The 25,777-nt window shown below is 59.3% G+C and carries 22 protein-coding genes and 1 pseudogene; 9 read left to right on the forward strand and 14 right to left on the reverse strand.

Annotation, left to right across the window (positions count from 1 at the left end):
• Positions 1-24 precede the first annotated feature (24 nt).
• Complete coding sequence (locus tag AB8B20_RS13335; RefSeq protein ID WP_439072847.1) at positions 25-912, forward strand: LysR family transcriptional regulator; 888 nt, start codon at positions 25-27, stop codon at positions 910-912.
• 231 nt (positions 913-1,143) lie between these two features.
• The gene (locus AB8B20_RS13340) at positions 1,144-1,512 is read left to right on the forward strand and encodes a hypothetical protein (protein WP_439072848.1); all 369 of its coding nucleotides are present in this window, start codon (positions 1,144-1,146) and stop codon (positions 1,510-1,512) included.
• Positions 1,513-1,701: 189 nt separating this feature from the next.
• Here the strand turns inward: AB8B20_RS13340 and AB8B20_RS13345 are convergent.
• Positions 1,702-2,209, reverse strand: a pseudogene (locus AB8B20_RS13345) (YciE/YciF ferroxidase family protein).
• A gap of 155 nt (positions 2,210-2,364) precedes the next feature.
• Positions 2,365-2,763 carry a host attachment family protein gene (locus AB8B20_RS13350; RefSeq protein ID WP_439072849.1) on the reverse strand — a complete coding sequence of 133 codons (399 nt, stop codon included), beginning with the start codon at positions 2,761-2,763 and terminating at the stop codon, positions 2,365-2,367.
• A 355-nt stretch (positions 2,764-3,118) separates the two neighbouring features.
• Between AB8B20_RS13350 and AB8B20_RS13355 the strand changes: the two genes are divergently transcribed.
• Positions 3,119-3,349: a hypothetical protein gene (locus tag AB8B20_RS13355; protein WP_439072850.1), complete on the forward strand. Its 231-nt coding sequence runs from the start codon at positions 3,119-3,121 to the stop codon at positions 3,347-3,349.
• Between the two features lie 691 nt (positions 3,350-4,040).
• Here the strand turns inward: AB8B20_RS13355 and AB8B20_RS13360 are convergent.
• Complete coding sequence (locus AB8B20_RS13360; protein ID WP_439072851.1) at positions 4,041-5,012, reverse strand: sensor histidine kinase; 972 nt, start codon at positions 5,010-5,012, stop codon at positions 4,041-4,043.
• A 295-nt stretch (positions 5,013-5,307) separates the two neighbouring features.
• The gene (locus tag AB8B20_RS13365; protein WP_439072852.1) at positions 5,308-6,315 is read right to left on the reverse strand and encodes an alpha/beta fold hydrolase; all 1,008 of its coding nucleotides are present in this window, start codon (positions 6,313-6,315) and stop codon (positions 5,308-5,310) included.
• A gap of 269 nt (positions 6,316-6,584) precedes the next feature.
• On the opposite strand from AB8B20_RS13365, the gene AB8B20_RS13370 reads away from it, so the two are divergent.
• The 6 genes from AB8B20_RS13370 (at position 6,585) to AB8B20_RS13395 (ending at position 15,327) form a co-directional block, all read left to right on the forward strand.
• Positions 6,585-6,815 (forward strand): hypothetical protein, encoded by a 231-nt coding sequence (locus AB8B20_RS13370; protein ID WP_439072853.1) that lies wholly within the window; start codon positions 6,585-6,587, stop codon positions 6,813-6,815.
• A 65-nt stretch (positions 6,816-6,880) separates the two neighbouring features.
• Positions 6,881-7,036 (forward strand): hypothetical protein, encoded by a 156-nt coding sequence (locus tag AB8B20_RS13375; RefSeq protein ID WP_184511684.1) that lies wholly within the window; start codon positions 6,881-6,883, stop codon positions 7,034-7,036.
• Positions 7,037-8,490: 1,454 nt separating this feature from the next.
• The gene (locus AB8B20_RS13380; protein WP_439072854.1) at positions 8,491-12,465 is read left to right on the forward strand and encodes a BTAD domain-containing putative transcriptional regulator; all 3,975 of its coding nucleotides are present in this window, start codon (positions 8,491-8,493) and stop codon (positions 12,463-12,465) included.
• 242 nt (positions 12,466-12,707) lie between these two features.
• Positions 12,708-13,058 (forward strand): hypothetical protein, encoded by a 351-nt coding sequence (locus AB8B20_RS13385; RefSeq protein WP_439072855.1) that lies wholly within the window; start codon positions 12,708-12,710, stop codon positions 13,056-13,058.
• 31 nt (positions 13,059-13,089) lie between these two features.
• Positions 13,090-13,905, forward strand: coding sequence for an ion transporter (locus AB8B20_RS13390; RefSeq protein ID WP_439072856.1), 816 nt, complete (start codon positions 13,090-13,092; stop codon positions 13,903-13,905).
• Positions 13,906-14,460: 555 nt separating this feature from the next.
• Positions 14,461-15,327 (forward strand): helix-turn-helix domain-containing protein, encoded by an 867-nt coding sequence (locus tag AB8B20_RS13395; RefSeq protein ID WP_439072857.1) that lies wholly within the window; start codon positions 14,461-14,463, stop codon positions 15,325-15,327.
• 83 nt (positions 15,328-15,410) lie between these two features.
• Here the strand turns inward: AB8B20_RS13395 and AB8B20_RS13400 are convergent, their stop codons facing one another.
• From AB8B20_RS13400 to AB8B20_RS13445, 10 genes are all read right to left on the reverse strand, one after another.
• Positions 15,411-16,634 carry an ABC transporter substrate-binding protein gene (locus AB8B20_RS13400; RefSeq protein ID WP_439072858.1) on the reverse strand — a complete coding sequence of 408 codons (1,224 nt, stop codon included), beginning with the start codon at positions 16,632-16,634 and terminating at the stop codon, positions 15,411-15,413.
• Between the two features lie 150 nt (positions 16,635-16,784).
• A complete protein-coding gene (locus AB8B20_RS13405) occupies positions 16,785-18,653 on the reverse strand; it encodes an AMP-dependent synthetase/ligase (protein ID WP_439072859.1) in 1,869 nt (622 codons plus the stop codon).
• A gap of 1 nt (position 18,654) precedes the next feature.
• Positions 18,655-19,434 (reverse strand): enoyl-CoA hydratase/isomerase family protein, encoded by a 780-nt coding sequence (locus AB8B20_RS13410; protein WP_439072860.1) that lies wholly within the window; start codon positions 19,432-19,434, stop codon positions 18,655-18,657.
• A 16-nt stretch (positions 19,435-19,450) separates the two neighbouring features.
• Positions 19,451-20,581, reverse strand: coding sequence for an LLM class flavin-dependent oxidoreductase (locus tag AB8B20_RS13415; RefSeq protein ID WP_439072861.1), 1,131 nt, complete (start codon positions 20,579-20,581; stop codon positions 19,451-19,453).
• A gap of 105 nt (positions 20,582-20,686) precedes the next feature.
• Entirely contained in the window at positions 20,687-21,433 is a 747-nt protein-coding gene (locus AB8B20_RS13420) for a creatininase family protein (protein WP_439072862.1), read from the reverse strand.
• Between the two features lie 43 nt (positions 21,434-21,476).
• Positions 21,477-22,241, reverse strand: coding sequence for an enoyl-CoA hydratase/isomerase family protein (locus tag AB8B20_RS13425; RefSeq protein ID WP_439072863.1), 765 nt, complete (start codon positions 22,239-22,241; stop codon positions 21,477-21,479).
• A 110-nt stretch (positions 22,242-22,351) separates the two neighbouring features.
• Entirely contained in the window at positions 22,352-23,071 is a 720-nt protein-coding gene (locus AB8B20_RS13430; protein ID WP_089266153.1) for an ABC transporter ATP-binding protein, read from the reverse strand.
• A complete protein-coding gene (locus AB8B20_RS13435; RefSeq protein WP_089266152.1) occupies positions 23,064-23,789 on the reverse strand; it encodes an ABC transporter ATP-binding protein in 726 nt (241 codons plus the stop codon). The genes AB8B20_RS13430 and AB8B20_RS13435 overlap by 8 nt, the downstream gene beginning before the upstream one ends.
• On the reverse strand, positions 23,786-24,817 hold the full coding sequence (locus AB8B20_RS13440; protein WP_439072864.1) for a branched-chain amino acid ABC transporter permease: 1,032 nt from the start codon (positions 24,815-24,817) through the stop codon (positions 23,786-23,788). Before AB8B20_RS13440 ends, AB8B20_RS13435 begins: the two co-directional genes overlap by 4 nt.
• The gene (locus AB8B20_RS13445; RefSeq protein WP_089266151.1) at positions 24,801-25,670 is read right to left on the reverse strand and encodes a branched-chain amino acid ABC transporter permease; all 870 of its coding nucleotides are present in this window, start codon (positions 25,668-25,670) and stop codon (positions 24,801-24,803) included. Before AB8B20_RS13445 ends, AB8B20_RS13440 begins: the two co-directional genes overlap by 17 nt.
• Between the last annotated feature and the right edge of the window lie 107 nt (positions 25,671-25,777).

Consider the following 25,777-nt stretch of genomic DNA (forward strand, 5'->3'; position numbering starts at 1 on the left):
CAGACAGTCTCATAGATGGAACAGATGGACCTACTCGCCCTCGCCGATTTCAACCTAGTCGCCCGCCATGGCGGGTTTGGCCGCGCTGCACGTGCGACGGGTCACCCGAAGGCAACGCTGTCGCGGCGGGTGGCGGAACTGGAGAGCATCCTCGGCCTGCGCCTGTTTGAGCGCGGCGGGCGAGAGTTGAAGCTTACTCAGGAGGGGCGATCACTTTACGAGCGGACAGGGACCCTGCTTACCGAGCTCGACGAGACGGTAGCCGCGATCGCTTCGGGCGGCGACAAGCCGCGCGGCAAATTACGGATCAGCGCCCCCCTGCTGTTTTCACAGATCGCCATGGGCAGGCTGGCCGCTGGGTTCGCGCTCAAATATCCGGAGGTGCGGCTGGAGATCACGACCGAAGACCGTCCCGTCGACATGGTGGAAGAAGGTTACGACCTGGTCATCCGCATCGATCCAGATCCGGATGAAAGCCTCGTCGGACGAGCCTTTCTGCGCGATCGGCTGGTAGTCGTTGCGAGTTCAAGTTTGGCTCGACCTGCCGACTTGCCTGTCCCAGCCGTTGTGCGTGGAGCAGGCGGCCAGATCACATCCTGGGACGTAACAACACCAACAGGAAAATCGCGCATCACGGTCGATCCAGTGCTCTGTCTTTCATCGATTGTGATGGTGCGCGACGCAGTCCGCGCGGGCGTTGGCGCAGCACGTCTTCCGATATCACTCGTAAGTCATGATCTGGCTGCTGGCACGTTAGTGCATTGGGGCGACGTAGGCGGACCGGACATCGCTCTGTGGGCTCTTTATCCCTCGCGGCGGCTGCTGAGCGCTCGTGTTTCTGCTTTTCTGGACTACCTGAAAGAAGCTTTCCCGATGGGAACCCCGGACGAACTTGCCGCCTTCGTAAAATGATGGAACGTCCTTTTGCGCGCTAATCGCCGGACGCTTGGGAAGTTTACAACGATGCGGGCTAATATATGAGGCCCCCCTTCGCAGGTGTGTTGTACGGCCGCGGCTGTTAAAGCGAGTTCGGCGGGTAGAAGCGATGCAACATCGCAAAAATTTTTGGTTCCCCTCTTGACCGAGGATTGTAGAAATCTACATCGATTATCGCCTTTAAACGAAAGGAGTCAGGAGGCCCACATGACGACGTCTGCCGTGTCGATGAATGAAATCCACGCAAATTCCCTCCTCGCCAGCACCTTCACGCATCCCCGGGAAGTTCTCGCGAATCCCTTTTTAGACACTCTGCAAAAGCGATGCGTTCTTGCGGCGTGGGCATCGGATGCTTTTACTGTCGAGGGGAAGCCATGGCTACGCCAGATCCCCGGCTCCAATGGGACGGTCAGGATCGGCGATATTCTCGCAGCGCTCAGCTCACTTGATGAGGACGACAGTCCCCCGCCGAAGATGTCGCGAATGCCGTTGCCGGGAGCGCCGATACGTATCCGAGCCGTCGGTCAGACTGCACGAGAGGATGGACGCCGCCGATTAGCGGACCTCCATCCATAAGGCCAACAGTTCACTAAATGCAAAAAGCCGCCCGAGCGATCGCGCTGGCGGCTGCAAATTCCATCACTGCTTCACCACCCGGGCGGGGCAGGACAAGCGCCAGAGGCGGCCCTTCACGACGAAGTGCCCGCCATCTGGCGCCACGGGATGTTGCAGTGTCAGCGTCGCGACCGACGATCGGTGGCGTCTTCAGGCCACCGCCTTCTTGTTGACGCCCTTACGAAGCGCGATGGTATTCAGTTTGGTGTTGGCCGCCTTTTCTTCGTTAAGGTTGGTGGTCAGCAGCCGCACAACGTCGTCGTGACCCAGTTCCTCTGCCCAGGCGATAAGCGTGCCGTAGCGAGCGATCTCGTAGTGCTCGACCGCTTGAGAGTTCGCGACGATGGCGGCGTCCAGGACCGCCTTGTTGTCGATCTCGCCCGCCGTCTCCTTGGCTTCTTTGATGATACCGTCGATGGCTGGGCAATCCGTAGCGCTTGGCTCCTTGTCAAGCTTCTTGAAGACCTGTTCTAGACGACCTACCTGCTTCACGGTCTCTTCAAGGTGCGACTTAAGACCAGCGGCAAGATCCTAATTGGTCGCCTGCTCGATCATTTGCGGCAGCCTTGGTGATCTGTTTTTCAGCGTAATAGATGTCCTGCAAGCCGTGAAGAAACATGTCTTCCATGGTCTTAATGTCTTTAGTGAACAGACCCATCGCATCCTCCTGTTATCGATAACTGCCGTATCCGGCGGCGGATTGCGAACGCGGATTGCAACGGAGAGTTCCCCGTCGATCGGGCTCATCCTTCGCAATTCCTGGAACTCGCCAGATAAGGTGCCTGGTCCAAGTGGCCGGTCGAGGATCAAAAGCTACGCAGCAAGTATCGTCTTCTCGATATCCGCTATCGAGTGACCAGTCAGGTCCTTCGCGATTTCGCCGACCAGAGCCTCATCGAGCTTTTTGTGGTAATGTTTGCGCATCTCACCAAGCGTCTTCGGCGCGGCGATGATCACGATATTGCTGAACTTATTTGTTAGCACCTGAGCATTCAGCATTTCGATGATCCCAGATGCAAAACCGTCTTCTTCCGCCCGACTCTGATCGGGGTTGGCGGAGCTGCTATTCTGTCCACCACTGCCGCTGACCGGCTCGACCTCCTCACCGGGAGCAGCGACCAAGCTCATTTCGGTTTCGGTGCCGACATTGCGGAAAAGGTTCAACTTTTCACCGTCGGCAACAGCAACGATGGTATCCGTTGGGAGGATCATTCTATTTCCTGACATGTTGAGTTTGGCGCCGTTGTCCAAGTTGGCCGCGAGCCAAAGAGCAATACTTCCGCCTTCGCGAAGTTCCCGACTCAATGAACCGCCGTGAACGCGCGCCGGATTCACCGACTTGAAGAAATGGCCCGCTTAGCGGGCGATTTCAGTGTTAGCTGCCGTATAGGCTGCGCTCTTTGTCTTCCTCACTAGTCAGTGACAGGGCGGTTCTAACTGACCGAAGATGAACCTGTTCCGTTCGCGATCTGATTATCTAGACAAATGCCGGCTTGCTTCCCGCATGTGGTTCTGGTCGGGAACAACCTGCGATCCTATCGCTTGAACCGGCAACCAGAGGACCAACATGCTCAGATTATTTACCGCGGCTCTGACGACAATTGTTATCTTCTCCGGACATGCTCTCGCGCAGCAGGGAGGAACCGAACAGGAGCGGCAAGCTTGTGCACCTGACGTGAAAAAATACTGCGCTGCTGTCTTCGATCAGGGCGACCTTGTGATCCTCAGCTGCCTCCAGCAAAACCGCTCCAAAATCTCGCAGAGTTGCAACCGAGTCCTAGTTGATCATGGCCAATAGTCTTCGACGTGCAATTCTTATGGGTCGTTTCCGCGGACTTTATAGCCTTAGGAATTCTGCTCGTTCCTGCCTGCAGACTGAAGAAGGAAAACACCATGCCCAAGACCCCGAAGAACGGACATGGGATCGAGCTTCACGGTCGTAACGAAGAGCCCCCGAGGACATCGAGCGTGCACCGGACCTCACAGCTCAAAGGCGCAGGATGAAGAGGAAGGCAACAGTTCGGGTGGGCAGAGCAAGAGCCCGACGACGGACAGAACTAAAGAAGATCACCGAATTGTGTGACGTGTACGCCGAGTGTGAGATGGCCATCACGGGCGAACGTCGCGACTTTCTGGCTTGACGCGACAGAAAAGCATGGTAAGCGCGGCAATCGAAACCTTCCAGGCCTCCCGACCGCTCCAGGAAATTGCAGGCGATCTCGTTCGCTTCTTCCAAAAGACATGCGGGATTGAAACTCTAGTGAACTGAATCTGAACGGCGCTAATGCTTTGTGTTCCTTTACTGCGACGAGCAGCCCGCAGCATAAAGGGCGATCGTTACCGGCCGCCCTTCAATAGCACCTTGGAATGGTCGGAGTCTTACGCTCTGTGGATGCACATATAGGCTTCGTCAAACCCGGTCGATTGGGTACGGTCATTGGTACGCACACCGACGCTGACGATAATCGCAATATGCCTTACACGCTTGGTCACGTAGCGAGCCTCTCTCTATCCATTTTTATTGTTACAACGACTCCCTCTTCCTGCCACTGACGGTCTATCGATCCACCAAGCTGAGATGTCATGCTTCGCGCAACGAGTTTGCTTCCAAAGCCGCCAGCCCCAACTGGCGGGGAGACAGTAGGTCCGCCACGCTCCGTCCAGACGATGATGACTTCGCTGTCGGGGCTTGAACATGCGACGTCAAGCGTTCCCGTCGGGGCAGACAACGCACCGTACTTCAGTGAATTGGTAGCAAGTTCATGCACGACCATGGCCAGTGTTGTCGCGGACGCTTCTCCGACGCCCATACGTGGTACCGACACGCGAATTCGTCCGCTGAATGCACCGAGGTCGTCATAGGGTGCTAACAGCACAGTTAATAAGTCGCCGAGCAAAGCTGCTTTGCCTTCATGCCCTGGAATTGGACGGATAAGATCGTGGGCTCGTCCAAGGGCGGATAACCGCTGGGTCAACTCTTTCGCCATTTCGACGCTCGTTGTCGTCGACCGTGACGTGATCGCCGTCAGGCCCGACGCAATCGCCAGCAGGTTTTTAACTCGGTGACTCATTTCTCCGGCGAGTAGTTCATGCCCCTCCTCGGCCTGCTTACGTCCGGTGACATCGATAAAAATTCCAGACATTACGCGATCTCTAATGCCTGCGTCGTCGCCCTTCCCCCGGGCGGAGATCCACCTGATTTCTTCCTCTATGATGATACGGAAATCGATTTCATAGGGTCCAACAATCCCCCGTGTGGCGGCAAAAGCCGCCCTGACGCGGTCTCGGTCCGCAGGGTGGATATGAGCTGAAAGATCTTCGAAAGTTACGCTGTTGCTCCTTGGGACGCCCCAAAGGTCAAATGCTGCGTCATCCATTGTGAGTTCATCGGAGTCAACATTCCAAGTCCACAAGGTCACGCCTGCTGCGGCGATTGCTTCAAGAAGCTGCTCGAAATCCATCGCGTGCGCTTTTCCAGGAGCTTTAGGCACGGGGTTCCCCTCTGGGTGGTTGCCCATTTAAGCTAACAGTTCTTCGCCCTGCAGGGGAAACATTCACCGCTCGCAAATCGGCGACTACGCGTGCAACTTCGTCGTTATCGCCTTGTTGTTCTGCATGTTAAAGTTCTTTCTAATATTAATGATGGCGGGTATAGCGGGTTTGATTGCATTAGCAGCGCTTATCGTCCTCCTGTGACGGTGCTGATATGGGACGTAGTCCTAAACCGATCTTTCAGATCCCGCCGTCAGGTTGCCCTTACTTGTCGACGGCAGAGGCTGGGGTGCTGACCTCACCAATCGCATCGACGACGGATTGAGTTGCCGTCTGGTGCACCATGTGCCCGGTCTCCGGGATCGGGTGAAACCTGCTTTGCGCGACAACGTCATGTAAACGTCCAGACTGTGAGATTGGATCGATCAGACGATCATTTTGGCCTGCGATAATGGTTACAGGCATTGACAGCTCTTTATAATGAGCCTGAGAGCGGGCAGCATTGAGCACGAGCAAACCAGATTCTTCGGCCGCGGCGTGGATTTGAGAAGGGCGAACTGCCATCTCTTTCGGAAACCGCCTAAATTTGGCTGGCACTGCAGCCGGGCCGAACAGCTTGGCGACGAGTGCTGGCCACATTAACCGACTGACTATCGGCGATACGGTCACACTCATCAGATTACCGATGACAGGTACAGCAGGCGCAGACATCGCGGCAAAATCCGGACGAAAGCTCGGGTAATAATAGCCGGACACAAGCACAAGCGCATGTACCGACGCAGGATGGCGTAATCCCATTGCAACCGCGACCGAGGCTCCCCACGAATGGCCAACAATAATTGCGTTCTGAATGCCGAGGCGTTCGAGAGCGATTTTAATCAGATCGGCCTGCTCGTTCGGCCCCCACTTCACCGCGTTTCGAGGCCTGTTGGTGTGACCAAAGCCTGGTCGATCAAATACTACGACCCGATGATCGCGGGCGACCGCGTCGATCAATCCACTCGACCCAAAGTCCTGGATCATGCTGCCATTGCCGTGTAGCAGCACGACAGCCAGTCCGACGCCGCGCTCGACATAGTGCAGACCGACGCCGTCGACGTTGATGAACCTGCCAGTTGGTGGGTTGTCGCGCTCTGCCTTCTTTGCGAGGAAGCGATTGATAATAGCGGAAGCCACCAGGCCCGCTGTGCCGACGAGTGCCGCCTTCAAATAGGGATTGGTTGACACTCCACGCGGCCGATTAACTCGTTGTCTTTCTGCAAGAAACATCATTCTCATTCTACAACTTGGAGGACCCACACGATAAGCGAATGCCGGCCTTTTCGTTCGCTTCTTGATCGACCTAATGCAAAAAGGGTGGCGTCCCGATTGGACGCCCTGAAAGGCAGCGATCTAGCAAATTGCATCTCTACTGGATCTAATCGATTGGAACCGACATCGCGGTAGTTTGTCGTCCATCATCACCGCAGGTCTGTGGCATATATCGGTGATGAGACCGCCTAAAGCGCTCCCGCCTTATCCAGCAAGGAGCGACGCGTCTCATGAAAGATTTTTTGGCTTCGATCGAAAAGCTGCGGATAGATGCCGCAGAGGCGGGTCTGGTACGGGATCTCGCAACGGATCCTACCAAACGCGAAATGTATGCCCGGCTCCATGATCAGCTTATTCAGCTGGCTGACGAAGTGCAAAATGCGTCCCTGCGAGCTGCAGCGGCGCCGATGCAGCCGCCGCTAGTCGAACTACCGAACCCAAAAACTCAAAGCCAGGCTTAGTTGCAGCGCCTTGAAGCTGAACTATTTGTACCCTTCAGCGTATTGTTTCCGCAGAGGGAAATGCAATGCATACGAGGCGTACCGTCAGGGAACTGCGCGAGAAAGTCGAAAAGTATCGTGCTATGGCGCGCTTGGTTTCCGACCCGGAGGTCCAGCGCAACATTCTCCAGCTGACGGACGAATTGGAACAGCAGGCCCGCGACATTGAGCGCGGCAAGTAAGAACGCTGTGACCCGAAGAACGACGGGTTAGAGGAGGATGAAATGAAGCTTGCAGACACCTTCCGTGAGAAAGCCGCGAATTGCTCCCAGCTAGCCGATGCAGCGACCAGCCGCCCGGCGATCGCACGTTACAGACGAATGGAAAACGCGTGGTGTGCGAGCGTAAGATAGAAGCCTCCGGTGTCGATATCTCCGATGATGGCAGCTGTCGCATTGCCGAGTGTCAGGGTGTTGTCGCCGTCAGTGAAACGGATTGCAGCGGCACGGGTTACGCCATCGCCATTTAGTCCACCCCGGATCGTGCCATTGTTAACGTCGTGATGTCCTGACCGACAACCCCGGCGCCGCCCGCTCCATTAGCGCCATTGCCGGCGCCGCCCACGCCGCCGGCACCTCCAGCGCCGCCGCTCAGTAGAGCTCCTAACCGCACATCCCCCGTTCCGCCGGCTGCGAAAAGCGCACCGAACCCGCCTGTACCGCCTGAACCACCGACCCCGGTTGCGCTCGATCCACCAGCACCGCCCGCGCCGCCAATCCGTTGATCGCCGCTGCTGACTTCGTTGCTGGCACTGCCAGTCAACGCTAATTGGGCTGCGCCTGCTCCGCCCCCACCTCCGCCTCCGCTGCCGTTTCCAGCCCCGCCATTACCTCCGGCACTCGCCGTGAAGTCTCCGCCGGACCTTAAACTGGCATTACCCGTAATAGACATTGAACCCGCCGCCGCCACCCCCGCCGCCGGGGGCTGCGCCGGCGGCGCCATCCCCCGCAGAAACGTCCGCCCGGGTCGCACCCGCTCCTCCCGCCGCACCACCACTGCCAGCGCCGCCAGCGCCACCAGCGTTAAGCGGCGCTCGCGCGTCCCCGCCGGACCCGCCGCCGCCACCTCCGTGGCCTCCGATCGGATCCGCCGCACCTGGGTTTCCAGCCGCGCCCGAGCCGCCTGATAGGTTATCCGAACCCGCCTCACCGCCAAATGCGGAACCAGCCGCGTTGTTTCCGCCCGCACCGCCGTCAGCGAGGGCCGGGGCCACAAGGACGCCGCTCGCGATCACCACGATGGACAATGATAGCCACAGCGCGGTGCGTCGGAGAAAAGCGCGGCGAAGATGCGAATCTTCAAATGCTGGCTGCGTCGTTTACTTCGTCGGCGAACCGAGTTCGAACTTCATAACTTAACTCCAAAACGCCAAGCGCATTTGCTTTCGACACGAAGTCCCGTCAGTCGCCTCGAAAGAGCAGCGGCAAGACGGCTGACCCGGTCTTACGAATAGTGAGAGAACGCAGCGCCACAGAGCTGACGCGCGGACGGTGACGAGCGCGCATAAGGGCAGTCCGGGACGTCTGTGACGTTAGTGGGCCGTCATTTCAGCGTTATTATTTCTCGCGCGGCGGTGAATTCGTGCAAGTTGCACACTTAAAGTGCTACAGCTTGGAGAAAAGCTGGAAGCCGAGCAGTGGAAGCAGTTAGCCCAAGGATCAATCTTTCACTTCTGGGCCGCTTCGTCCTGACCGGGCCCGATGGCGTAATAAGCCTGCCGAACAAAAAGCTCGCTGCACTGCTGAGTTATCTGGGCTGTACGGGGCCTGCGCCCCAGCCGCGCGAGCGGCTTTCGACGCTCCTATGGGGCTCCCACTTCGACACTCAAGCCCGGCAGAACCTGCGCCAGGCGCTTTTCAAGCTTCGTCCGGTTATCGGCTCGGACGCCATCAAAAGTGATGGCGAGTTCGTGTGGCTGAACCCAACCGTGGTGTCGTGCGATGTCGGTCGGTTCGAGGCACTGATCCGGGATGGTAGCCACGATGCGATGCATACGGCGGCAAATCTCTACCGGGGTCCATTTGTGGATGACATTATCGGTGTCAGCGAAGAGAGCTGGAGCGAGTGGCTAGCCGGCGAACGCGAGCGGCTCCAGGAACTGGCTTTGAACGCACTGGTCGGCATCGGCGGGCAAGAGTTGACCGCCGGCCGTATCGACCAAGCCTTGCAGGCTGGCCAACGCGCCCACGCTCTCAACAACATGCGGGAAGATGTCCACCGTTTAACCATGCAGGCGCTCGCCGCCAAGGGCCGCAGAACCGAAGCGCTGACGTATTATCTAGATATCGTTTCGATGTTGAAGCGCGAGCTCAGCACCGAGCCGGATGCAGCAACGCGGGCGCTCGCCTCAGAAATTCGGAGCGGGGGAGCGGCCGACACGCCAGAGACGCACGGCTCCGAGCCGCAGCATGCCGCGCCTGCCATCGCGGAAGCATTTCTCACGGCCGGCGATTCTAGGTACGCGGCAACTGCGGCGAACCTCGATGAGCTCGAACAACGCCAGTTGACGATACTTGTCTGCAAATTGGTCGGCTCGCTTTCCGAACGGCTCGATGCGGAAGATGTCCATGACCTGATCACGGCATTCCACCGGATGACTGCAGAAATAGTGGCGCAGTTCGACGGATTCGTCGCGCATTATGAAGGCAGCGGCGCACTCGTCTATTTCGGGTATCCCGCTGCGCGTGAGCATGACGCCGAGCAAGCGGTTCGCGCTGGTCGTGCCCTTCTAGATGCGGTCGGCACCTTAAAAAACTCCTTCGGCACCGCGCTTCAGGCCAGTGCCGGCATCGCGTCCGGGCTCGTAGTTGTGGGCAAGTGGCAGGGGGCCGGCACTATGCAGCAGCGGGTTGCGATCGGAGAGACGTCGGACATCGCGACGCGGCTGCAAGCCGCGGCAGTGCCCGGTGAAGCGTTGATTGCCGCCAGCACGCGGCGGCTGGTGGGGCAGATGTTCGACTGCCGCGCACGCGATCCCATCGAGGTGAAGGGGCGGCCGCAACCGGTGGAAGCGTGGCAGGTGCGCGGCGAGACGGCCGGCGTCAGCCGGTTCGAGGCCAGGCGCGCGGGTAAGCTCACCCCGCTCGTTGGACGGCGGGAAGAAATCGAACGGCTGTTGCGCCGCTGGGATCAGGCCAAGCTCGGCGAGGGTCAGGTCGTGCTGCTCTCCGGCGAGCCCGGTATCGGCAAATCGCGCATTGCCGAAAGCCTGCTGCGCAGTCTCGATGGCGAGCCGCATACCCGCATTCGCTATTTCTGCTCGCCCCACCACGCGCAGAGCGCGCTCCACCCGTTCATCGCGCAGCTGGAACAGGCCGCGGGATTCGAGCCGAGCAGCGACTCCAGCGCGAAGCTCGAGAAATTGGAGGCCCTGCTAAAGCCGACGGCGAAAAATCTGCCGCGCGACATGGCGCTGATTGCCGAGTTGCTGACGCTGCCGACGGATGGACGCTACCCAGCATTGGCGGTCAGTCCGCAGCAGAAGCGAGAGATGACACTCGCGGCACTGCTCGACCAGCTCGACGGCCTGGCAGCGCAAAGCCCCGTCCTGGTCGTGTTCGAGGACGTCCATTGGATCGATCCAACTTCACTCGACCTGCTTGATCGACTGGTCGCGCGCGCCGCTAACATGCCGGTGTTGCTGGCCGTCACGTTTCGGCCGGAACTCGAACCGACCTGGGGCGGCCAGCCCCATGTTACAATGCTGCTCTTGAGCCGCCTTGGACGTCATGACAGCGCCGCCATCATTGGTGCCGTCACCAAGGACAAGCCGCTGCCTGACGTCGTCACCGATCAGATCCTTGCGCATACGGATGGCGTCCCACTGTTCATTGAGGAATTGACGCGCACGCTGCTCGATAGCAGATTGTTACGCGAGACGACGGACCGCTACGTGCTCGATGGCCCGCTGCCGCCACTCGCGATCCCGACCACGCTGCAAGCTTCATTGGTCGCCCGCCTCGACCGGCTTGGCACGGTCAAACATGTGGCGCAGATCGGCGCTGCGATCGGACGGGAGTTCTCCCACGAGCTGATTGCCGCCGTGTCCGCCATGCCCCCGATGGACCTCCACGCGGGACTGGAACGGCTGATGGCGTCCGGCCTCGTCTTCCGACGCGGAACGTCGCCGGACGCGACTTACGTGTTCAAACATGCGCTGGTTCAGGACGCCGCCTATGTCACGATGCTCAGGAGCCGGCGGCGACAGTTGCATGCGGATATCGCCAATGTTCTGGTCGAGCGGCTTGCGGCGACCGTAGAACGCCTGCCCGAGGTGGTCGCCCACCATTTCACCGAGGCCGGGCTTGCTAGTGAGGCGATCGACTTTTGGCTCAAGGCGGGTCGGCTTGCCCATGTACGATGGGCGCTCCGCGAAGCTGTCGAATTCTTCGAACGGGCGCTGGAGGTTCTCGCGACACTGCCGGAGAGTCGGTCGACGCTGGAGCAAGGCTTCGATATCCGACTCGACTTGCGTCAGTTGCTAGTCCGGCTCGGCGAAGTCGGGCGGGCGCTGGAACGCCTGCGTGAAGCGGGCATGCTCGCCGAGCGGATGAACGACGACGGCCGGCGCGGCCGAGTCTGCGCCGTCATGACAAGTATGCACGGCGGGCTCGGCGAGCTGGACGACGGGCTTGCGTCCGGCGCTCGCGCGCTGGAGATCGCGGGGCGCCTCGGGGACCTCAGGCTTCGCATCCTTGCCACAAGTTTTCTCTCACAGGTACGCTTCTTCCGCGGCGACCATGCCCGGGTGGTGGACCTGACCACCGACAATCTTTCCGCTCTGCCTACCGGTTGGGCCTTGGAGAATTTTGGAATCGCCGCTCCGCCATCGGTTCACGACCGTGGCTACCTGATCATGAGCCTGGCGGAACTAGGCCGCTTCGCCGAAGCGGCCGAGCCTGCAGCCGAAGCGATCCGGCTCGTCGCACCGCTGCTGGATGCCTACGCCGTCGGATGGGCTCACCTTACCGATGGGACGGTCCACCTGCTGCGGGGCGAGTGGGCACAGGCGCGCCCAGGTTTTGAGCGTGCAATGGCGGTGATCAGGGCGGGAAATCTCCCTCTCCTGCTTTCCCTGACGGTGGCCTTCTCCGCCTGGAACATGGCGCAGCTTGGCGACGCCAGCGAGGCACTGAGCCGGCTTCAGGAAGGTGAGCAACTCGTCGAGCGTCAGGTCGCGACCGGATATGTCGGGAATCTCGGATGGCTCTATCCGTGGCTAGGTCGGACAGCGCTGTTGCTGGGGCGTCTCGACGACGCGCAGCGGCTCGGCACCCGCGCACTGGAAGCCTCGCCGCACCAGGCCGGGTTCGCGGCTCATGCGCTGCATCTTCTCGGCGAGCTTGCGACCCACCCCGACCGGTTCGATGCCGAGCGCGGCGAGACTCATTTTCGCCGGGCGTTGGTACTCGCCGAAACGCGCGGCATGCGTCCGTTGGTCGCCCACTGCACGTTCGGCCTCGGCAAGCTTTACCGGCGTAGCGGCCCCCACGCGCACGCGCAGAAGTATTTCACCAGCGCGGCCGCACTGTACCGCACGATGGACATGCCGTTCTGGCTTCAGGAGACCGAGGCCGAGATGCAAAGCAACATTCGTCGCAGCGCCTCTTAAAGCCCCAGCTCTTTGTCGATGACGGCGATTTTATAGCGATAAGTCGAATGGCCGAATTGTGTGATCGACAGCGCCGTCAGTAAGCTGTTGAAACGAGCATTCTTCGGCAAAATGATCCTCGGGCTGGTCCGGCCGTGTGATTGAGGTCGAATGCCATCAGTCAACGTTGCGGCACCCTCCGCCTTACGCAGAGACCGGATGTTGCAGCAAAGTTGAGATGTCCCGGTCTGTGCAAAGTCAAAATGTCATCCGGCGGCTGTCAGGGGACGGAAGACGGCGCCGCGCAGACCATCGCATCGGAGCGGCGCCGTCTTTTACGGTTTGGTTTTGGGACTGAGGTGACTGTTTCCTGGATCCGCAGGGTGCGGGCTTTCTTGACGACTGACAGTTCAACAAGCGAAATGCGCATTTCGTGGAGGGACGGACTCACCGGCATCGACTTCTCGCCGATCTTTCCGCCCATGGGCGTCGAAGCCACGCGCCGCGTCCACATCGCGCACCGTGGCGGCGACGATCTGCGCGCCTGGTACTGGCCGCAAGTGGATGACGCCATATCGGGACATCGCCACGATATAGCCCGCTCGCCGGGTTGAGGTGGCCTCGTTTCTATTTCAAAGTGACGCGATGAGCATTCCTCGAGCGGGCGACATACCCGCGCCGACATCGCCATTTCGCCGGTTTCGCCTTCGCCTACGGCAACTCTACGAGGGGCACAGCGCGCAGACACGCTGGTTCCTTTATGGACTGTTGGCATTCGACTTCGTCTCTCTGCTGTTCATCATCGCGACCTCGTTCTTGCCGCGCGGTGAGACCACGCGCGTGCTCGACCTCACTTTCGGCGCGATCTTCCTCATCGAGTTCATTGCGCGCTTCGTCGCAATCCGGCGCCCGTTGCACGAATTGACGCGACTGACGACTTGGACCGATGTCGCCGCGATCGGATCACTACTGGCATCCGCAAGCGGGGAAGCCGCCGGTTTTCTGCGCGTGCTGCGAACGCTGCGTATGCTACGCACGTTTCGTGTGCTCGAACATCTGCGCCGCGACAGCGCGCTGTTTCGTCGTCACGAAGAGGTGCTGTCCGCGCTGGCCAATCTGTCGGTGTTCATCTTTGTGATGACCGGTGTCGTCTACGAGACCCAGCGCCATACCAATCCGCACATCGCCAACTATGCGGACGCGCTGTATTTTACGGTCACCGCGCTGACCACCACCGGATTCGGCGACATCACACTGCCGGGCACCATAGGCCGCCTGATCACCGTGGCGATCATGATTTTCGGCGTGACGCTGTTTCTGAATCTAGCACGCGTGCTGTTCAACCCAAGCAAGGTGCGGTTCAAATGTCCGGCTTGCGGGCTTCAGCGCCACGACCGCGATGCGGCCCACTGCAAAGCGTGCGGAGGTTTGCTGAACATACCCGACGACGGTGCGGCGTAACGCGAGCAGCTCTGACTGAGCAAGCACGCCCCTCTGATCGAAGGCGGTAGCCAATCGCGAATTTTACAGACATCTCGTGGCGCAGATAGGAAATTTATCGTCCATGTTCGGCGTCAACTTCTGGTCATTCTCCATAGCTAGCGGTTTCAGGTCTTCGCGATGGATCAGGGCGACAAGCAATGTGTGCCGCCAACGCATGGACAGCGGAATGGATATGACATTCTGGCTAGATCGAGCCAGATCTGAGATGCGTCAGACTTCAAGGTGGGTTGGCTCGCAAGGAAACGCCAGACGAGCGCGTCTTCGACGTCTCGCCATTCACCGGTCCAAGCCGCCTGCTCGACAGCAGCAAAGCAGCGCGTTCGACCGGATACGGACGCCGGATGCCTCATTCCGCATTCTCTGCTGTTGACCAAGTACTACGCCGAATTGCAACGTCGACATTTTTCCGCAGAATTCACGCCTCACAGTTTTCGGTGACCTCACCTCTCGAAAAGGCTATCGTCGAGCGGCAAGGCCGCGCCCAGGACCAGACAGCGTCGACGAGTTGACACAATGCGAATTGCGCCCGATCCCCAGTATGATCCTGATTTTGCCCGCATGGATCTGCCCGATCTGCGGATCAATTATGATCCGGTCGATCCGGATCAGTTTGATCGTCCGATCACTTCGTTTTGCATTGAAACGAGTGAGGACAATGATGATCTTCCGCTGCATTCACACAAGAAGGGCCAACTGGTCGTCGCATCGCACGGCTCGGTCATGTGCAGGGCGCCTGGCGGCTTATGGATCGTCCCCCCGCAAGGCGCCGTCTGGATACCCGCCGGCATTCTTCACAGCAACTGCGTGGCCGACTTCGGCCGCATCTACACGGTGTTCATCGATCCGCAAGTCAGCATGTTGCCGCGCACCTGCTGCACACTCATGATCACGTCGCTGGTACGCGAACTGATCCATCGCCTCTCCGTTTTCCCGCCGCTCTATCCGCCGGAGGGGCCGACCAGCCGTCTCGGCCGGGTCTTGCTCGACGAACTCGTTCAGATGTCGACAACGGAAGAAATGTACCTTCCGATCTCCGCTGACAGCCGGCTTCAGCATCTCGCAGCAGCCTTGCTGCAGAATCCCGGCGATCGCAGCACCATGGATGAGCTGGCCGCGCGATATGCGATGAGCGAAAGCACATTCGCCCGCCTCGTGGCCAAGGAAACGGGAATGACGTTCGGGCGCTGGCGCCAGCGATTGCACATCCTTGTCGCGATGCAGCGCCTCACGGCCGGCAGTTCGGTGCAGGCGGTGTCCTTGGATCTTGGCTATGAGTCGCCCAGCGCCTTCATTACGATGTTCAAGAAAACCATGGGAAAGAGCCCCCGGCGTTTCCTTGCCGAGCGGCTGCGCCTCATTGATCCGGAGACCTTGCCGTAGCCCCGGCTGCCTCGCATTCGCTGACCACGGGCGTGCCCGGCCTCACGGTATCTCTATGAGGCCGCGTGCAGAGGCGCTGTTAGTTATCGCTTGCTGTACGGCATCAGCGGATATTCGAGTGATGCTTCCGCGATGGCTTTCGGCGCCACCACACGTGGCCTGCCTTGCAGTCCTTGCAGCATCACCATCGAACAGTTGATGTTCTGACCAGTCTCGTCGAACTTCGTGTTGTCGCCATACATCAGCACCGGCTTCATGTCGGTTGCCTTGAGCGCGCTGTGAATCGCCGCCGATTCCGACGACGTCACTCGCTTCACGGCATCGCCCACGATCTGTACGGCTTCGAAGGCGCAGCCCGCATTCGCATCGAACCAGTCACTGGGATAGTCCGTGACGAACATTTTCTTGATTTTCTCGGAATCGGCCCCTTTCGGATTGAGCCAGAGCGCCGACAGGATGGGACCGTTGCCATATTTTCCGAGCGCATCGTGATAGGCCTTATCCGACACGCCGTTGGAATTGGGCGAGAACACCATCTTGGGATCCCAGCCCTGCTTGATGCATTCGCGCGCGATCATGATCGCATCGTTGACGCGTGTGACCGAGATCAACGCATCGGCACCCGATGCCTTGGCCTTGGCAACTTCGACAGAGAGGTCTTTGGCCTTCTCGTCATAGGCAACATATTGCGCGATCTTGAGCGGAACGTTCACCTCTTTCCACGCCTGATCAATGCTCGCGGCCGTCGATTGCCCCATCGTGTTGTTGAGATGGAGGATGGCTGCACTGGTCGGCGGATCTTTCAAGGTGCCGAGCACGGATTTCAGCTCTACCAACGATTGCCGGACGATGGTGAGCGAGGTCGGGTAGTAACGGAAGACCTGGGTGAATCCCTGTGAAGTCACCTGGGTTGCGCTGGCGATGTGAACGACCATCGGCACCTTGGCGGCTTCGCATGCCTGGAGTGCCGATATGGTGGCACCGGAATCCCACGCGCCGATCAGCACGGTGCAGCCCTGCCGAATGAGGCTCTCCGCAGCGATTCGACCATTCTCGGGACGGCTCTGCGTATCGGCATGAACGATCTCGATGTCGAGCCCGTATTTTTCGCGCGCAAATTTCGCACCGAGATCAATTCCCCGAACACAGGCCTGGCCTGGAAAGGCGAGCACGCCGCTGCTGGGCATGATCGCCCCGATCTTCACTTTCGGTGTCGCCGCGACGGACGGCCAGGACATCAGGCCGGTCGCAATGCCAAATCCGCTTCCTACGATCGTCCGCCGTGTGATCCCATCTCGCTTGGTCATATGAATGTCCTGTTTCTGAATGAGAAAGATTTGCTTCGACTCGATAGCTTACTGCGCTTGAAAATCGCGGGTCCCGACACCTTTATATCGACGCCCGCTTGGTCCTGGGGGGCGTCCATCGACGCGTCCACGCTTGCCCCCACGTTGACGTCAAAGACCCATTTCCGCCCTGATCAGACTTTCTTCGGTTTCGTCATAGAGAGAATTGATCAGGGACTGGTATCGCTCATGCAATTGCTTGCGGCGTTTCTTACGAGTCGGCGTCATCACGCCGTTTTCGGGCGACAGTTCCTCCGGCAGAATCCGGAACGCCTTGATCTGCTCGGCCCGCGCCAGCCTTCCGTTCGCTTTGCCGATTTCCGCTTCGATCAATCGGTGCACGATTTCGGACGCCGCCAGGTCCGAGTATTTCTCGATCTTGATGTCGCGCGACTTCACCCAGTCCATGGTCGCAGTCGCATCCACCTCGATCAATGCTGTGAGATATTTTCGCCCCTCGCCGATGACAGCCGCCTCGGAGATGAACGGGCTGTGCCTGATCTCATTTTCGATCTGGGTCGGGCTGATCGATTTGCCGTTCGACGTATTGATGATCTCCTTCTTCCGATCGACCAGTTTAAAGATCCCATCTGGCGACACCTCGACGATGTCGCCAGTGTAGAGCCAGCCGTCGCGCAGCGCCGACTTGGTCTCTTCGGGCTTATTCCAATAGCCGATGAAAAGACCCGGCCCTCGAACGATCATCTCGCCGTCTTCGAGCACCGCGGTTTCCCAGGCCGCGTCGGGCAACGGAACTCCGACATTCCCCGACTTGGGCCATTCAGCCATCTGGACGAGATTGGCACCGACCAGCTCGGTCTGTCCGTAGCATTCCTTCAACTGCAATCCCCACAGCTGCCAAAGCGACATCAGTTCAGACGGCATGGCCGCCGACGAAGTGAATGCGACTTTCAGCTCGTCAAAGCCGACCTCCGCGAGCAGCGGCAGGAAGACCTGTTCACGGCAGATCGCGAATAATCTGGACACGAAGGGATCGAGCGCGTTAACGCCTTGACGATCCTCCAACGCTTTGCGCGCAATAGACATGGCAAGCGCGTATCGCTGATCTCCGGCTTCGGTGGCGGCGTGCGCCTTGCTGAGGATCTGCGTTGCGAATCGCTGATAGAAGCGCGGCGGTGCCATGTAATAGGTCGGCTTTACCTCTTTGATCGTTTGAGCGAAGTCCGCTGTCGTCTCCCCGAAATAAGGAACGACATTGGCAACGAGCGGCAGTACCGTTGCCTGTCCGCGCGCCACAGTATGCGACATCGGCAGATGCACCACCACGCGATGCTCATCGTTCCGCATGCTTGGCCCGAATACGGTGACGCAATGGGCGCCAGCGAGAATGGAGAGATGCGTCAGCATCGCACCCTTCGGATTCCCGGTCGTCCCGGACGTATATCCGATGCTGACGAGATCGGACGTCTTGGCCGCTGCGATCTCCTTCTGCAGATATGTGGCGGGTTCGACTTTCTTCGCGCCTACGAAATCGGCTAGAGCTTTTGCCGAGGCGGCCGGATTACGCTTCCATTCGGGGTCGAGCACGATGATGCCGCCGAGCCGCTCGGCCTGGCCGGAAGCAAGCACCACACGCAGTTGTTGCTCGCCGCCGACAAATGCGAATTTTGCTCCGGAATCGCTGAAGCAATAAGCTACTTCTTCAGGCGACGAGGTGAAGTAGACTCCGACCATGACGCCACCGGCGCACATGATCGCCATATCTGCGATCAACCATTCCTGCGACGAATCGCCCATGATCGCGACCCGGTCGCCACGCTGCAATCCAGCGCGCTGCAGCGCGCTGGCCAGATTGACTACGCGCTGCGCATAGACGCCCCATGTCACGCCGGTCCATGCTCCGTGACGTTTTTGATGATAGGCAATCTCGCCGGGACGCTCCGCAAGTCGTGCAGCGAACAGCTGCGCAACAGTCGATTCGGCCAGCTGAGCGCCGGAAGTTACCGCAGCGAGATCCATCTCATCGCTCCGCGAAACGCTTGCGTTTCGCCGCGAACGCAGCAACCGCCTCCGCCCGCTCGGGCGACGCGAAGGTCAACATCTCCAATGCGGCCGAGGTGTCGAGCAGCAGATGGGTATATTGCTTGATGATCTTGTTGACGCTGTATTTCGTCCAGACGATTGACTCTTTCGGACCGCTGGCCAGCAGTTCAGCATATTCGATCGCGGCGTCGAGGACATTCTTGTCCGCAATCACTTCGTTGATCATACCCATGGCCGCGGCCTTCTCGGCTGAGATGAATTCGCCGGTCATCAGGTAGTGCTTCGCACGCACCGGCCCGATCAAGAGCGGCCAGATGACGGCACCGCCATCACCCGCGACCACGCCGGCATTGACATGGGTATCGGCGAATCTCGCGGTCGGGCTCGCATAGATCACGTCGCAGAACAGCGCGAGCGTGGCACCGAGGCCAACTGCGACGCCGTTGACAGCGGCCACGATCGGAACTTCCACTTCGAGCATGTTGCGAATGAGGTGGCGTCCGCTGCGGGTCGGCGACGGAAGCACGCCGTTATCCAGCGACTTCTGGTCTCCACCCGAGCAGAATCCGCGTCCCGCGCCCGTCAGAACGATGGCATTGACGGACTTGTCGTGGTCCAGCTTGACGAAGACGTCTTCCAGCTCCTCATGCATGTCCCAGTTGATCGCATTGAGTATCTCTGGGCGGTTCATCGTTACGATTGCGACGCCGGTAGCGCGCTTTTCGACGATCAGGTACTTGTAATCGTACTGCGACATCAATCTCTCCATTCGATCAGTTTTGCGGCCGCATCAAGCGGATCTTTCCAAGAATTTCTTCGGTAGGCCGCACCACATTGTTGCGGTCGTTGAAGTGCGGAATGACATAGCGGCCGACCATATCGATCGCTTCCATGATCTTTTCGTGCGGCACCGAGTCCATGTGCAGCAGGATTTCGTCAGCACCCATCGCCTCGTATTTTTCGAGCTGACGGATAACGGTATCGGGGCTGCCGCAGACCGTCGTGGCCGACTCGTTGGCTAGATAGTCCCAATCGTTCGCCGCGCGTTCCATAGATGGTACGCTCTCGTTCATATACTTGTAGTCATCGGCAATCTTGGCGAGACGCGGATAGGCATCGGTTGAGATCTTCGCGTAATGCATGAGCGGACCGGCATAGTCCGCCTTGGCCTGCTCGTCGGTCTTGCCGATGCCGATGAACAAGGGAATGCCGATGCGGGAGCGTTGCAGCGGCCCATCCTCGTCGCGCTTCCAGTTGGACCGGTAGGTGTTGATCAGCTTCTGCTGAACTTCCCAGCCCTGATAGATGTTGCTGCTCATCACGGCGAAGCCCTGAGACCCCGCCCAGACATGACTACGCTCGCTCGTTGCGGCGATGCCGATGACCGGGTGCGGCTTCTGCAACGGCTTCGGAACCAGCTGACGCGGCGGGATCTGATAATACTTTCCTTCGAAGGTGAAGATGTCTTCGCGCATCGACTTCTTGAGAAGTGCCAGCCCCTCTTCCATCTGCGCCAGCGTTTCGTTCGGATCAACGTTGAAAGCCCGCATCGCGATCGTTGTGTTGGCGCGGCCGCCGTAGAATTCCATGCGACCATGCGACAGGATGTCGGTGACCGCGAGACGTTCCGCCGACCGTAAGGCATGATTGATGCGCTGGGGCATCAGCGTCACCGCGGCGCGCAGCTTGACCCGAGATGTCACCGCGGCGAGATAGCCGAATACGACCTCGGGAGCGGAGCTCGATATGCCGCCCAGAGCTACATGCTGCTCCGAGAGCGCCACGCAATCGAAGCCAACCTTTTCTGCCAGACGCACCTCATCCACCAGTTCGTGGAGTCTGCGCGAGTAGCTGTGGCCGACCTGGGTTTCCTGCTCAGACCAGAACCCAAATGTAAGTGCCATTTCAAGATCCTTTTAGATTTCGAGATGGCACAGAGTTTCATACGCGCAGCGACATTTTCGTTTGAATGCTGTGGTGTACCGCAAGTCTTTCCAAATATTATGCCGTCAGGAGCCGATCGACCTTTCCTGCTCCTTGAACGTGTCGACCAGGAGATCTGCGACCGCGGCAAGGCATGCCTCACCAATTTCGCGGCTCGCGCCGATTGGGCTTCCGATAATGCCGTTCCAGGACACCGATCGAATTCCATTCTTCCACATCAATTCGAGCTGCTGCTCCGTCAAAGCGCCGAGATGTCCGACTTCGAACCGATCATGTCTCACGCTCTCCGGGCGGATCGCCATCATGAGCGACGTTTCGGCGATATCGGCATGTCCGCCGACGGCGAGGGAATCACCGCCCGCATCTCTCACCGCATGGCGCCAGGTGTCGATCCACCGGGTCGAGTTCGTGAACGCAATGATCTCGACATCGGACGGTACTGAAGCGCGCAAGCGCGCGAGCATTGCTTTGATGACCGGAAAGTTGCCGATATGACCGGAGAACATCAGCAGCCGTTTGAAGCCATGCCCGGCGAGACTCGTGCAGTAGTCGGTGCAGATCGCCTCCAGCGTTTCAGGGCGGAGAGATATGGTACCTGGGAACGGCAGATGGTGCGCGGAGCAGCCCGTCTTGATCGTCGGCGTAACCAGAGTCCTGCCGCAGATCCGGGCGACGCGCTCAGCCAAAGCTTCGGCATGATCTGCATCCATGCTCAGCGCCAGGTGCGGCCCATGTTGCTCGATGGCGCCCAGCGGGATCACCACCGCTGTGCATCCCGCAGCCAGAGCCGCGGCGACGTCTTCGAAGCTCATTTGCTCCAGATGGATCTGACTGGGATATCCACGTGCCATCGGTTCAGCCCTTATTGCTCTTGGAAAGGAACCGCGCCCGTGCATCTGCCGAACTTTCTGCCGTGACATAGGCACCGAGGTCAGCGACGGTCATGTCCTCAAGCGCACGATCATCCATTTGGGCCGTAAGATTGAGTGATCGCTTGATCGCATCGAACAGCTTTCGGTCCTTTTGCCGCAATGTCCGACAGACCTTCGTCGCACGCGGCTCCACCTCTTCGGTCCGAACGACTTCATTGACTGCGCCAATCGCCTTGGCTCGCGTCGCGTCAACGAGATCGCCCCAATACAGAAGCTCCTGTGCCGCCCTCACGCCGAGTTTTTCGGCAGCCCGGCGCATACCTTTTGTCACGGGCAGGAGACCATGATTGATTTCGGGAAATCCAATCTTGCACGCGTCGTCGACGACGACGTAGTCCGCATGCAGAAGAAATTCCAAAGCCCCTCCGACCGCGTAGCCGCGGACCGCGCAGACGATCGGGCCCGGATATCTCTCCATCATCACAAGCAGTTCGTGGAAGAGCCGGATGCGCGGCCTCGCGATCTCGATCCCTGCCACTTCCTTGATGTCACCGCCGGCGCTGAAGAAGCGAACTCCGCTCCCGGTGAGCACGATTCCAGGAGGATGCTCGTCCTCTGCGAACCGCTTGATAGTTTTCAGCAACAAGGCGATGAGTTGCGAATTCAAAGCATTGGCCGGCGGTCTGTTCATCGTGATCGTGACCAGGTCATGATCGCGCTCTATCAAAAGGGAGTTGTCAGTACTCATGATGGGAACCTCAGCAGGATACGACAGGTAGGCCGCCGACAGCGGACCGACGGGTGTAATGACGAGACTTGTCTGTCTTCTTCACCCACAGCTCGCCGGCTCGTCGCGCCTTACAATCCCAGATAAGCGCGCTGGACATCTGGGTTCTCAAGCAGTTCACCGCTCGATCCGTGAAGCACCACGGACCCGTTCTCGAGGACATAGCCGCGGCTGCTCAATGCCAGCGATTTCGCTACATTCTGCTCGACGAGGAGGACCGTGATGCCCTGGTCGTTCAGCGATTTGACAACTCCGAACATCACGTCGGTGAGTGCGGGCGACAACCCGATCGACGGCTCGTCGAACATCACGACTTCCGGTTTCGACATGATCGCTCGGCCGATCGCCAGCATCTGTTGTTCGCCCCCGGACAGCGTTCCGGCCAATTGGCGGCGGCGCTCACGAAGCCGCTCGAACAGCTGATAGACGAATTCAAGCGTGCCCATCTGATCGTCTCTTGCCCGCTTGAGCGAGCCTCCGATGAGCAGATTGTCCTCGACGGAGAGGGCGCTGAATATCTGGCGGCCTTCGGCGACTTGGGCGATGCCCATTTCGCAGATCTCCCAAGGTGGCAGCCGCGTGATATCGACCCCTTTCATCCGGACGGAGCCACTCGACGACTGGACAATGCCTGCAATCGACCGGATGAGAGACGTCTTGCCAGCGCCATTCGCGCCGACGACGCAGATCAGTTCGCCTTTGCGAATTCGGAGCGACACGCCGTTCAGGGCATTGGAGCCATCATAAGCGACACAAAGGTCATCGATGGCAAGAAGAGCATCGTCAAGCATGGAAACCTGCCCCTAGATAACTTTCTAGCACTCGCGGATCGGCGACAACGTCCGACGGCTTGCCTTCGGCAATCTTGGCGCCGTGATGCAGCACCACGACCGTCGAGGCCACCTCCATCACGATCCGCATCACATGCTCGACCAGCAGGATCGTCAGCCCGCCTTCCGCGAGCTTTTGCAACACGCCGACCACGCCGGCCGCCTCGGTCGGCCGTAGCCCCGCCATCACTTCATCGAGGAGCAGTAATTTGGGGCGCGTCGACAACGCCTTGGCCATCTCCAACATCTTGCGATCGGGCAGCGTCAATTGATCGGTGCGCGCATTCGCCTTGCCAGCAAGGCCGACGCCTTCCAGGGACTCATAGGCTTTGGATCGCGCCTCCTTGACATTTGTCGTCCAAGTGAACGCCCCCACCATCGCATTCTCCAGCACCGACATGTCCCTCATCGGCCGCACGATTTGGAAGGTCCGCGCAATGCCCATGCGACAGACCTTTTCAGGCGGCGTCCGCTCGATCGAACACCCCTCAAACAGCACCTGTCCGCGGGTGGGGCTCAATGCACCTGCAACGAGATTGAAGCACGTAGTCTTGCCCGCGCCATTTGGGCCGATCAGGGCGGTGATGCGGCTCGCCGCCAGCGAGAAATTGACATCGTTGACGGCGACCAGTCCCTGGAAGGACTTGGTCAGGTTCTTCACTTCGAGCAACGCGGTCATTCTTCGACCTTCCGCAGTTGTGACAGTCGAACACGCGCCGGGAACTGGATCGCCCCATAAAGGCGGACGATGGCCGGCCAGATGCCGTCCGGCAGGAACCATACGACTAGGATCAGTACGGCCCCATATGCGATGCTGTTCAATCCCGGAATTCCGAGGCTGTCCCCGAGAGCGCCCATGGCATGGTGCAGCGGTATGGAGGCCATCGAGCCGATCAGCGGACCGAAAGCAGTGCCCAATCCACCCACCACGGGGCCGATGAGCACATCAACCGAAATTCCCATCCCCATGATCGAGTCTGGAAAGATCGCGCCCTGCACGAGGCCCAGCACGCCACCGCCGATCGCCGCCGTTGCGGCCGATATCGAGATCACCAAAATCTTGTGGCGAAAGGTCTGGACCCCGAGCGCGCGCGCCGCATCGTCATCGTCCCTCATCGCGCGCCAGACGTAACCCAGATAGGATCGCGAGATCATTTCGGTTCCCGCGACGCCAATGGCCGCGAGCGCGAGGGCAACGAAGTAATAGAACCGCGCATCGCCCCGCAGCATGACGATGTCCATCGAACCTGTCGGCGCCTGAAAGAACATTCCCTGCATTCCCCCCACATAGTCCCATCCGCCGAACATGATCCGGGCGAATTCAGCGGCGGCGATCGTGAGCAGCGCGAAGTAAATGCCGTGGACCTCGAACCGGAAGCTGAGCCACGCGAGCACGGCACCGACAAGACCGGCGATGGCCGCCCCCAGGATCAACCCGACCCATGGTGAGATTCCGTACTTGATGTTCAGGATGGCCACGGCATACGCGCCAATTCCGACAAACAGCGCGTGACCGATGGATAGCTGGCCACCGATCCCGAGCATGAGGTTCCAGGATTGTCCCATGAATGTGAACAGCAGGACGACCGTCAGGAGCGAAATGACATAAGCGTTGGACGTGCAACCCACCATCGCAAGGATGACGAAAACCAGAACGCCGGCACCCCATCGTTTCAGATCGCCGGTCTGATCAAACTTCTTTTGCACCGAAGAAACCTCTCGGACGGAGAATCAAAATGATAATCAAGAGTGCATACGGGAGCGCCGTCTTCATCGACGGCGTGAACATCAACGCCGCGATCGCTTCGGCCACCCCGATCGTAAGACCGCCCAGAAGAGCGCCTCCGAAACTGCCGAGACCGCCGACGATCACCGTCACGAAGGCCAGAAGTGTAAAGTCGACAGCGAGATAGGGCTGCGCGTCGAACAAGGGTGAGATCAGCGCACCGGCGACTCCGGCACAAGCGGAGCCGATGCCGAAGGTCACGGCGTAGACGCGCGGGATATTCAAGCCGACGACCATCCCGCCCAAGCGATTATTCGCAGCGGCACGAAGGGATCGGCCGAATGCAGAATACTTCAGGTAGGCGCTGAGAGCAGCGATGAGGAAGCCAGCTGTAGCCGCCGCCTGAATCCGCGCCCAATCCAGCGTGAGCGGCCCCACCGCAACGGTCTGGAACGACAGCTGCGAAGCCGTCGGCCGCGGATCAGGACCAAACGAGACCAGAAGCACGCCGCTGAAAAGAAGCGACAGGCCGATGAAGACGATGAACTGGTAGTGGTGCGGTCGATTGACGAACCGCTTCACGACCAGAACCTCCAGGAAATATCCAAACAGGAACATGACCACCGCGGCAATGGCAGCGGCTGCTATGATCGGGATGTCCCAGATGCGAACGGTCCAGTATCCAATATAGACCCCAAAGACCACCATTTCTCCATGCGCGAAATTGACGACGCGCATGACACCGAAAATGATGGTGAGGCCCAGTGCAACAAGTCCGTAAACCAGGCCGATGAGCACCCCGCCGGCGAGAACATTGAGCCAGAGCGACAGCATCAACACGCATCCGCTGGCAGATGGGTGAAGCATGTTGCAGAGAGAGCGCCTCGCTCATGACAGCGCGCCTCGCACGACCGACGCATCATGCGATACGCCTGATCTGA

Source organism: Tardiphaga sp. 866_E4_N1_4 (genome assembly GCF_052076075.1).
In the GTDB taxonomy this organism is placed as follows: Bacteria; Pseudomonadota; Alphaproteobacteria; order Rhizobiales; family Xanthobacteraceae; genus Tardiphaga; species Tardiphaga robiniae.

What these genes read in the sequence shown, in the direction of transcription:
- AB8B20_RS13370 (WP_439072853.1), top strand. Translation starts at nt 6,585, where the DNA reads ATGAAAGATTTTTTGGCTTCGATCGAAAAGCTGCGGATAGATGCCGCA.
- AB8B20_RS13395 (WP_439072857.1), top strand. Translation starts at nt 14,461, where the DNA reads ATGCGAATTGCGCCCGATCCCCAGTATGATCCTGATTTTGCCCGCATG.
- AB8B20_RS13400 (WP_439072858.1), bottom strand. Translation starts at nt 16,634, where the DNA reads ATGACCAAGCGAGATGGGATCACACGGCGGACGATCGTAGGAAGCGGA.
- AB8B20_RS13350 (WP_439072849.1), bottom strand. Translation starts at nt 2,763, where the DNA reads ATGATCCTCCCAACGGATACCATCGTTGCTGTTGCCGACGGTGAAAAG.
- AB8B20_RS13420 (WP_439072862.1), bottom strand. Translation starts at nt 21,433, where the DNA reads ATGAGCTTCGAAGACGTCGCCGCGGCTCTGGCTGCGGGATGCACAGCG.
- AB8B20_RS13445 (WP_089266151.1), bottom strand. Translation starts at nt 25,670, where the DNA reads ATGCTGTCGCTCTGGCTCAATGTTCTCGCCGGCGGGGTGCTCATCGGC.
- AB8B20_RS13405 (WP_439072859.1), bottom strand. Translation starts at nt 18,653, where the DNA reads ATGGATCTCGCTGCGGTAACTTCCGGCGCTCAGCTGGCCGAATCGACT.
- AB8B20_RS13355 (WP_439072850.1), top strand. Translation starts at nt 3,119, where the DNA reads ATGCTCAGATTATTTACCGCGGCTCTGACGACAATTGTTATCTTCTCC.
- AB8B20_RS13385 (WP_439072855.1), top strand. Translation starts at nt 12,708, where the DNA reads ATGTCATCCGGCGGCTGTCAGGGGACGGAAGACGGCGCCGCGCAGACC.
- AB8B20_RS13425 (WP_439072863.1), bottom strand. Translation starts at nt 22,241, where the DNA reads ATGAGTACTGACAACTCCCTTTTGATAGAGCGCGATCATGACCTGGTC.
- AB8B20_RS13365 (WP_439072852.1), bottom strand. Translation starts at nt 6,315, where the DNA reads ATGATGTTTCTTGCAGAAAGACAACGAGTTAATCGGCCGCGTGGAGTG.
- AB8B20_RS13375 (WP_184511684.1), top strand. Translation starts at nt 6,881, where the DNA reads ATGCATACGAGGCGTACCGTCAGGGAACTGCGCGAGAAAGTCGAAAAG.
- AB8B20_RS13390 (WP_439072856.1), top strand. Translation starts at nt 13,090, where the DNA reads ATGAGCATTCCTCGAGCGGGCGACATACCCGCGCCGACATCGCCATTT.
- AB8B20_RS13335 (WP_439072847.1), top strand. Translation starts at nt 25, where the DNA reads ATGGACCTACTCGCCCTCGCCGATTTCAACCTAGTCGCCCGCCATGGC.
- AB8B20_RS13340 (WP_439072848.1), top strand. Translation starts at nt 1,144, where the DNA reads ATGACGACGTCTGCCGTGTCGATGAATGAAATCCACGCAAATTCCCTC.
- AB8B20_RS13435 (WP_089266152.1), bottom strand. Translation starts at nt 23,789, where the DNA reads ATGACCGCGTTGCTCGAAGTGAAGAACCTGACCAAGTCCTTCCAGGGA.
- AB8B20_RS13430 (WP_089266153.1), bottom strand. Translation starts at nt 23,071, where the DNA reads ATGCTTGACGATGCTCTTCTTGCCATCGATGACCTTTGTGTCGCTTAT.
- AB8B20_RS13360 (WP_439072851.1), bottom strand. Translation starts at nt 5,012, where the DNA reads ATGGATTTCGAGCAGCTTCTTGAAGCAATCGCCGCAGCAGGCGTGACC.
- AB8B20_RS13410 (WP_439072860.1), bottom strand. Translation starts at nt 19,434, where the DNA reads ATGTCGCAGTACGATTACAAGTACCTGATCGTCGAAAAGCGCGCTACC.
- AB8B20_RS13415 (WP_439072861.1), bottom strand. Translation starts at nt 20,581, where the DNA reads ATGGCACTTACATTTGGGTTCTGGTCTGAGCAGGAAACCCAGGTCGGC.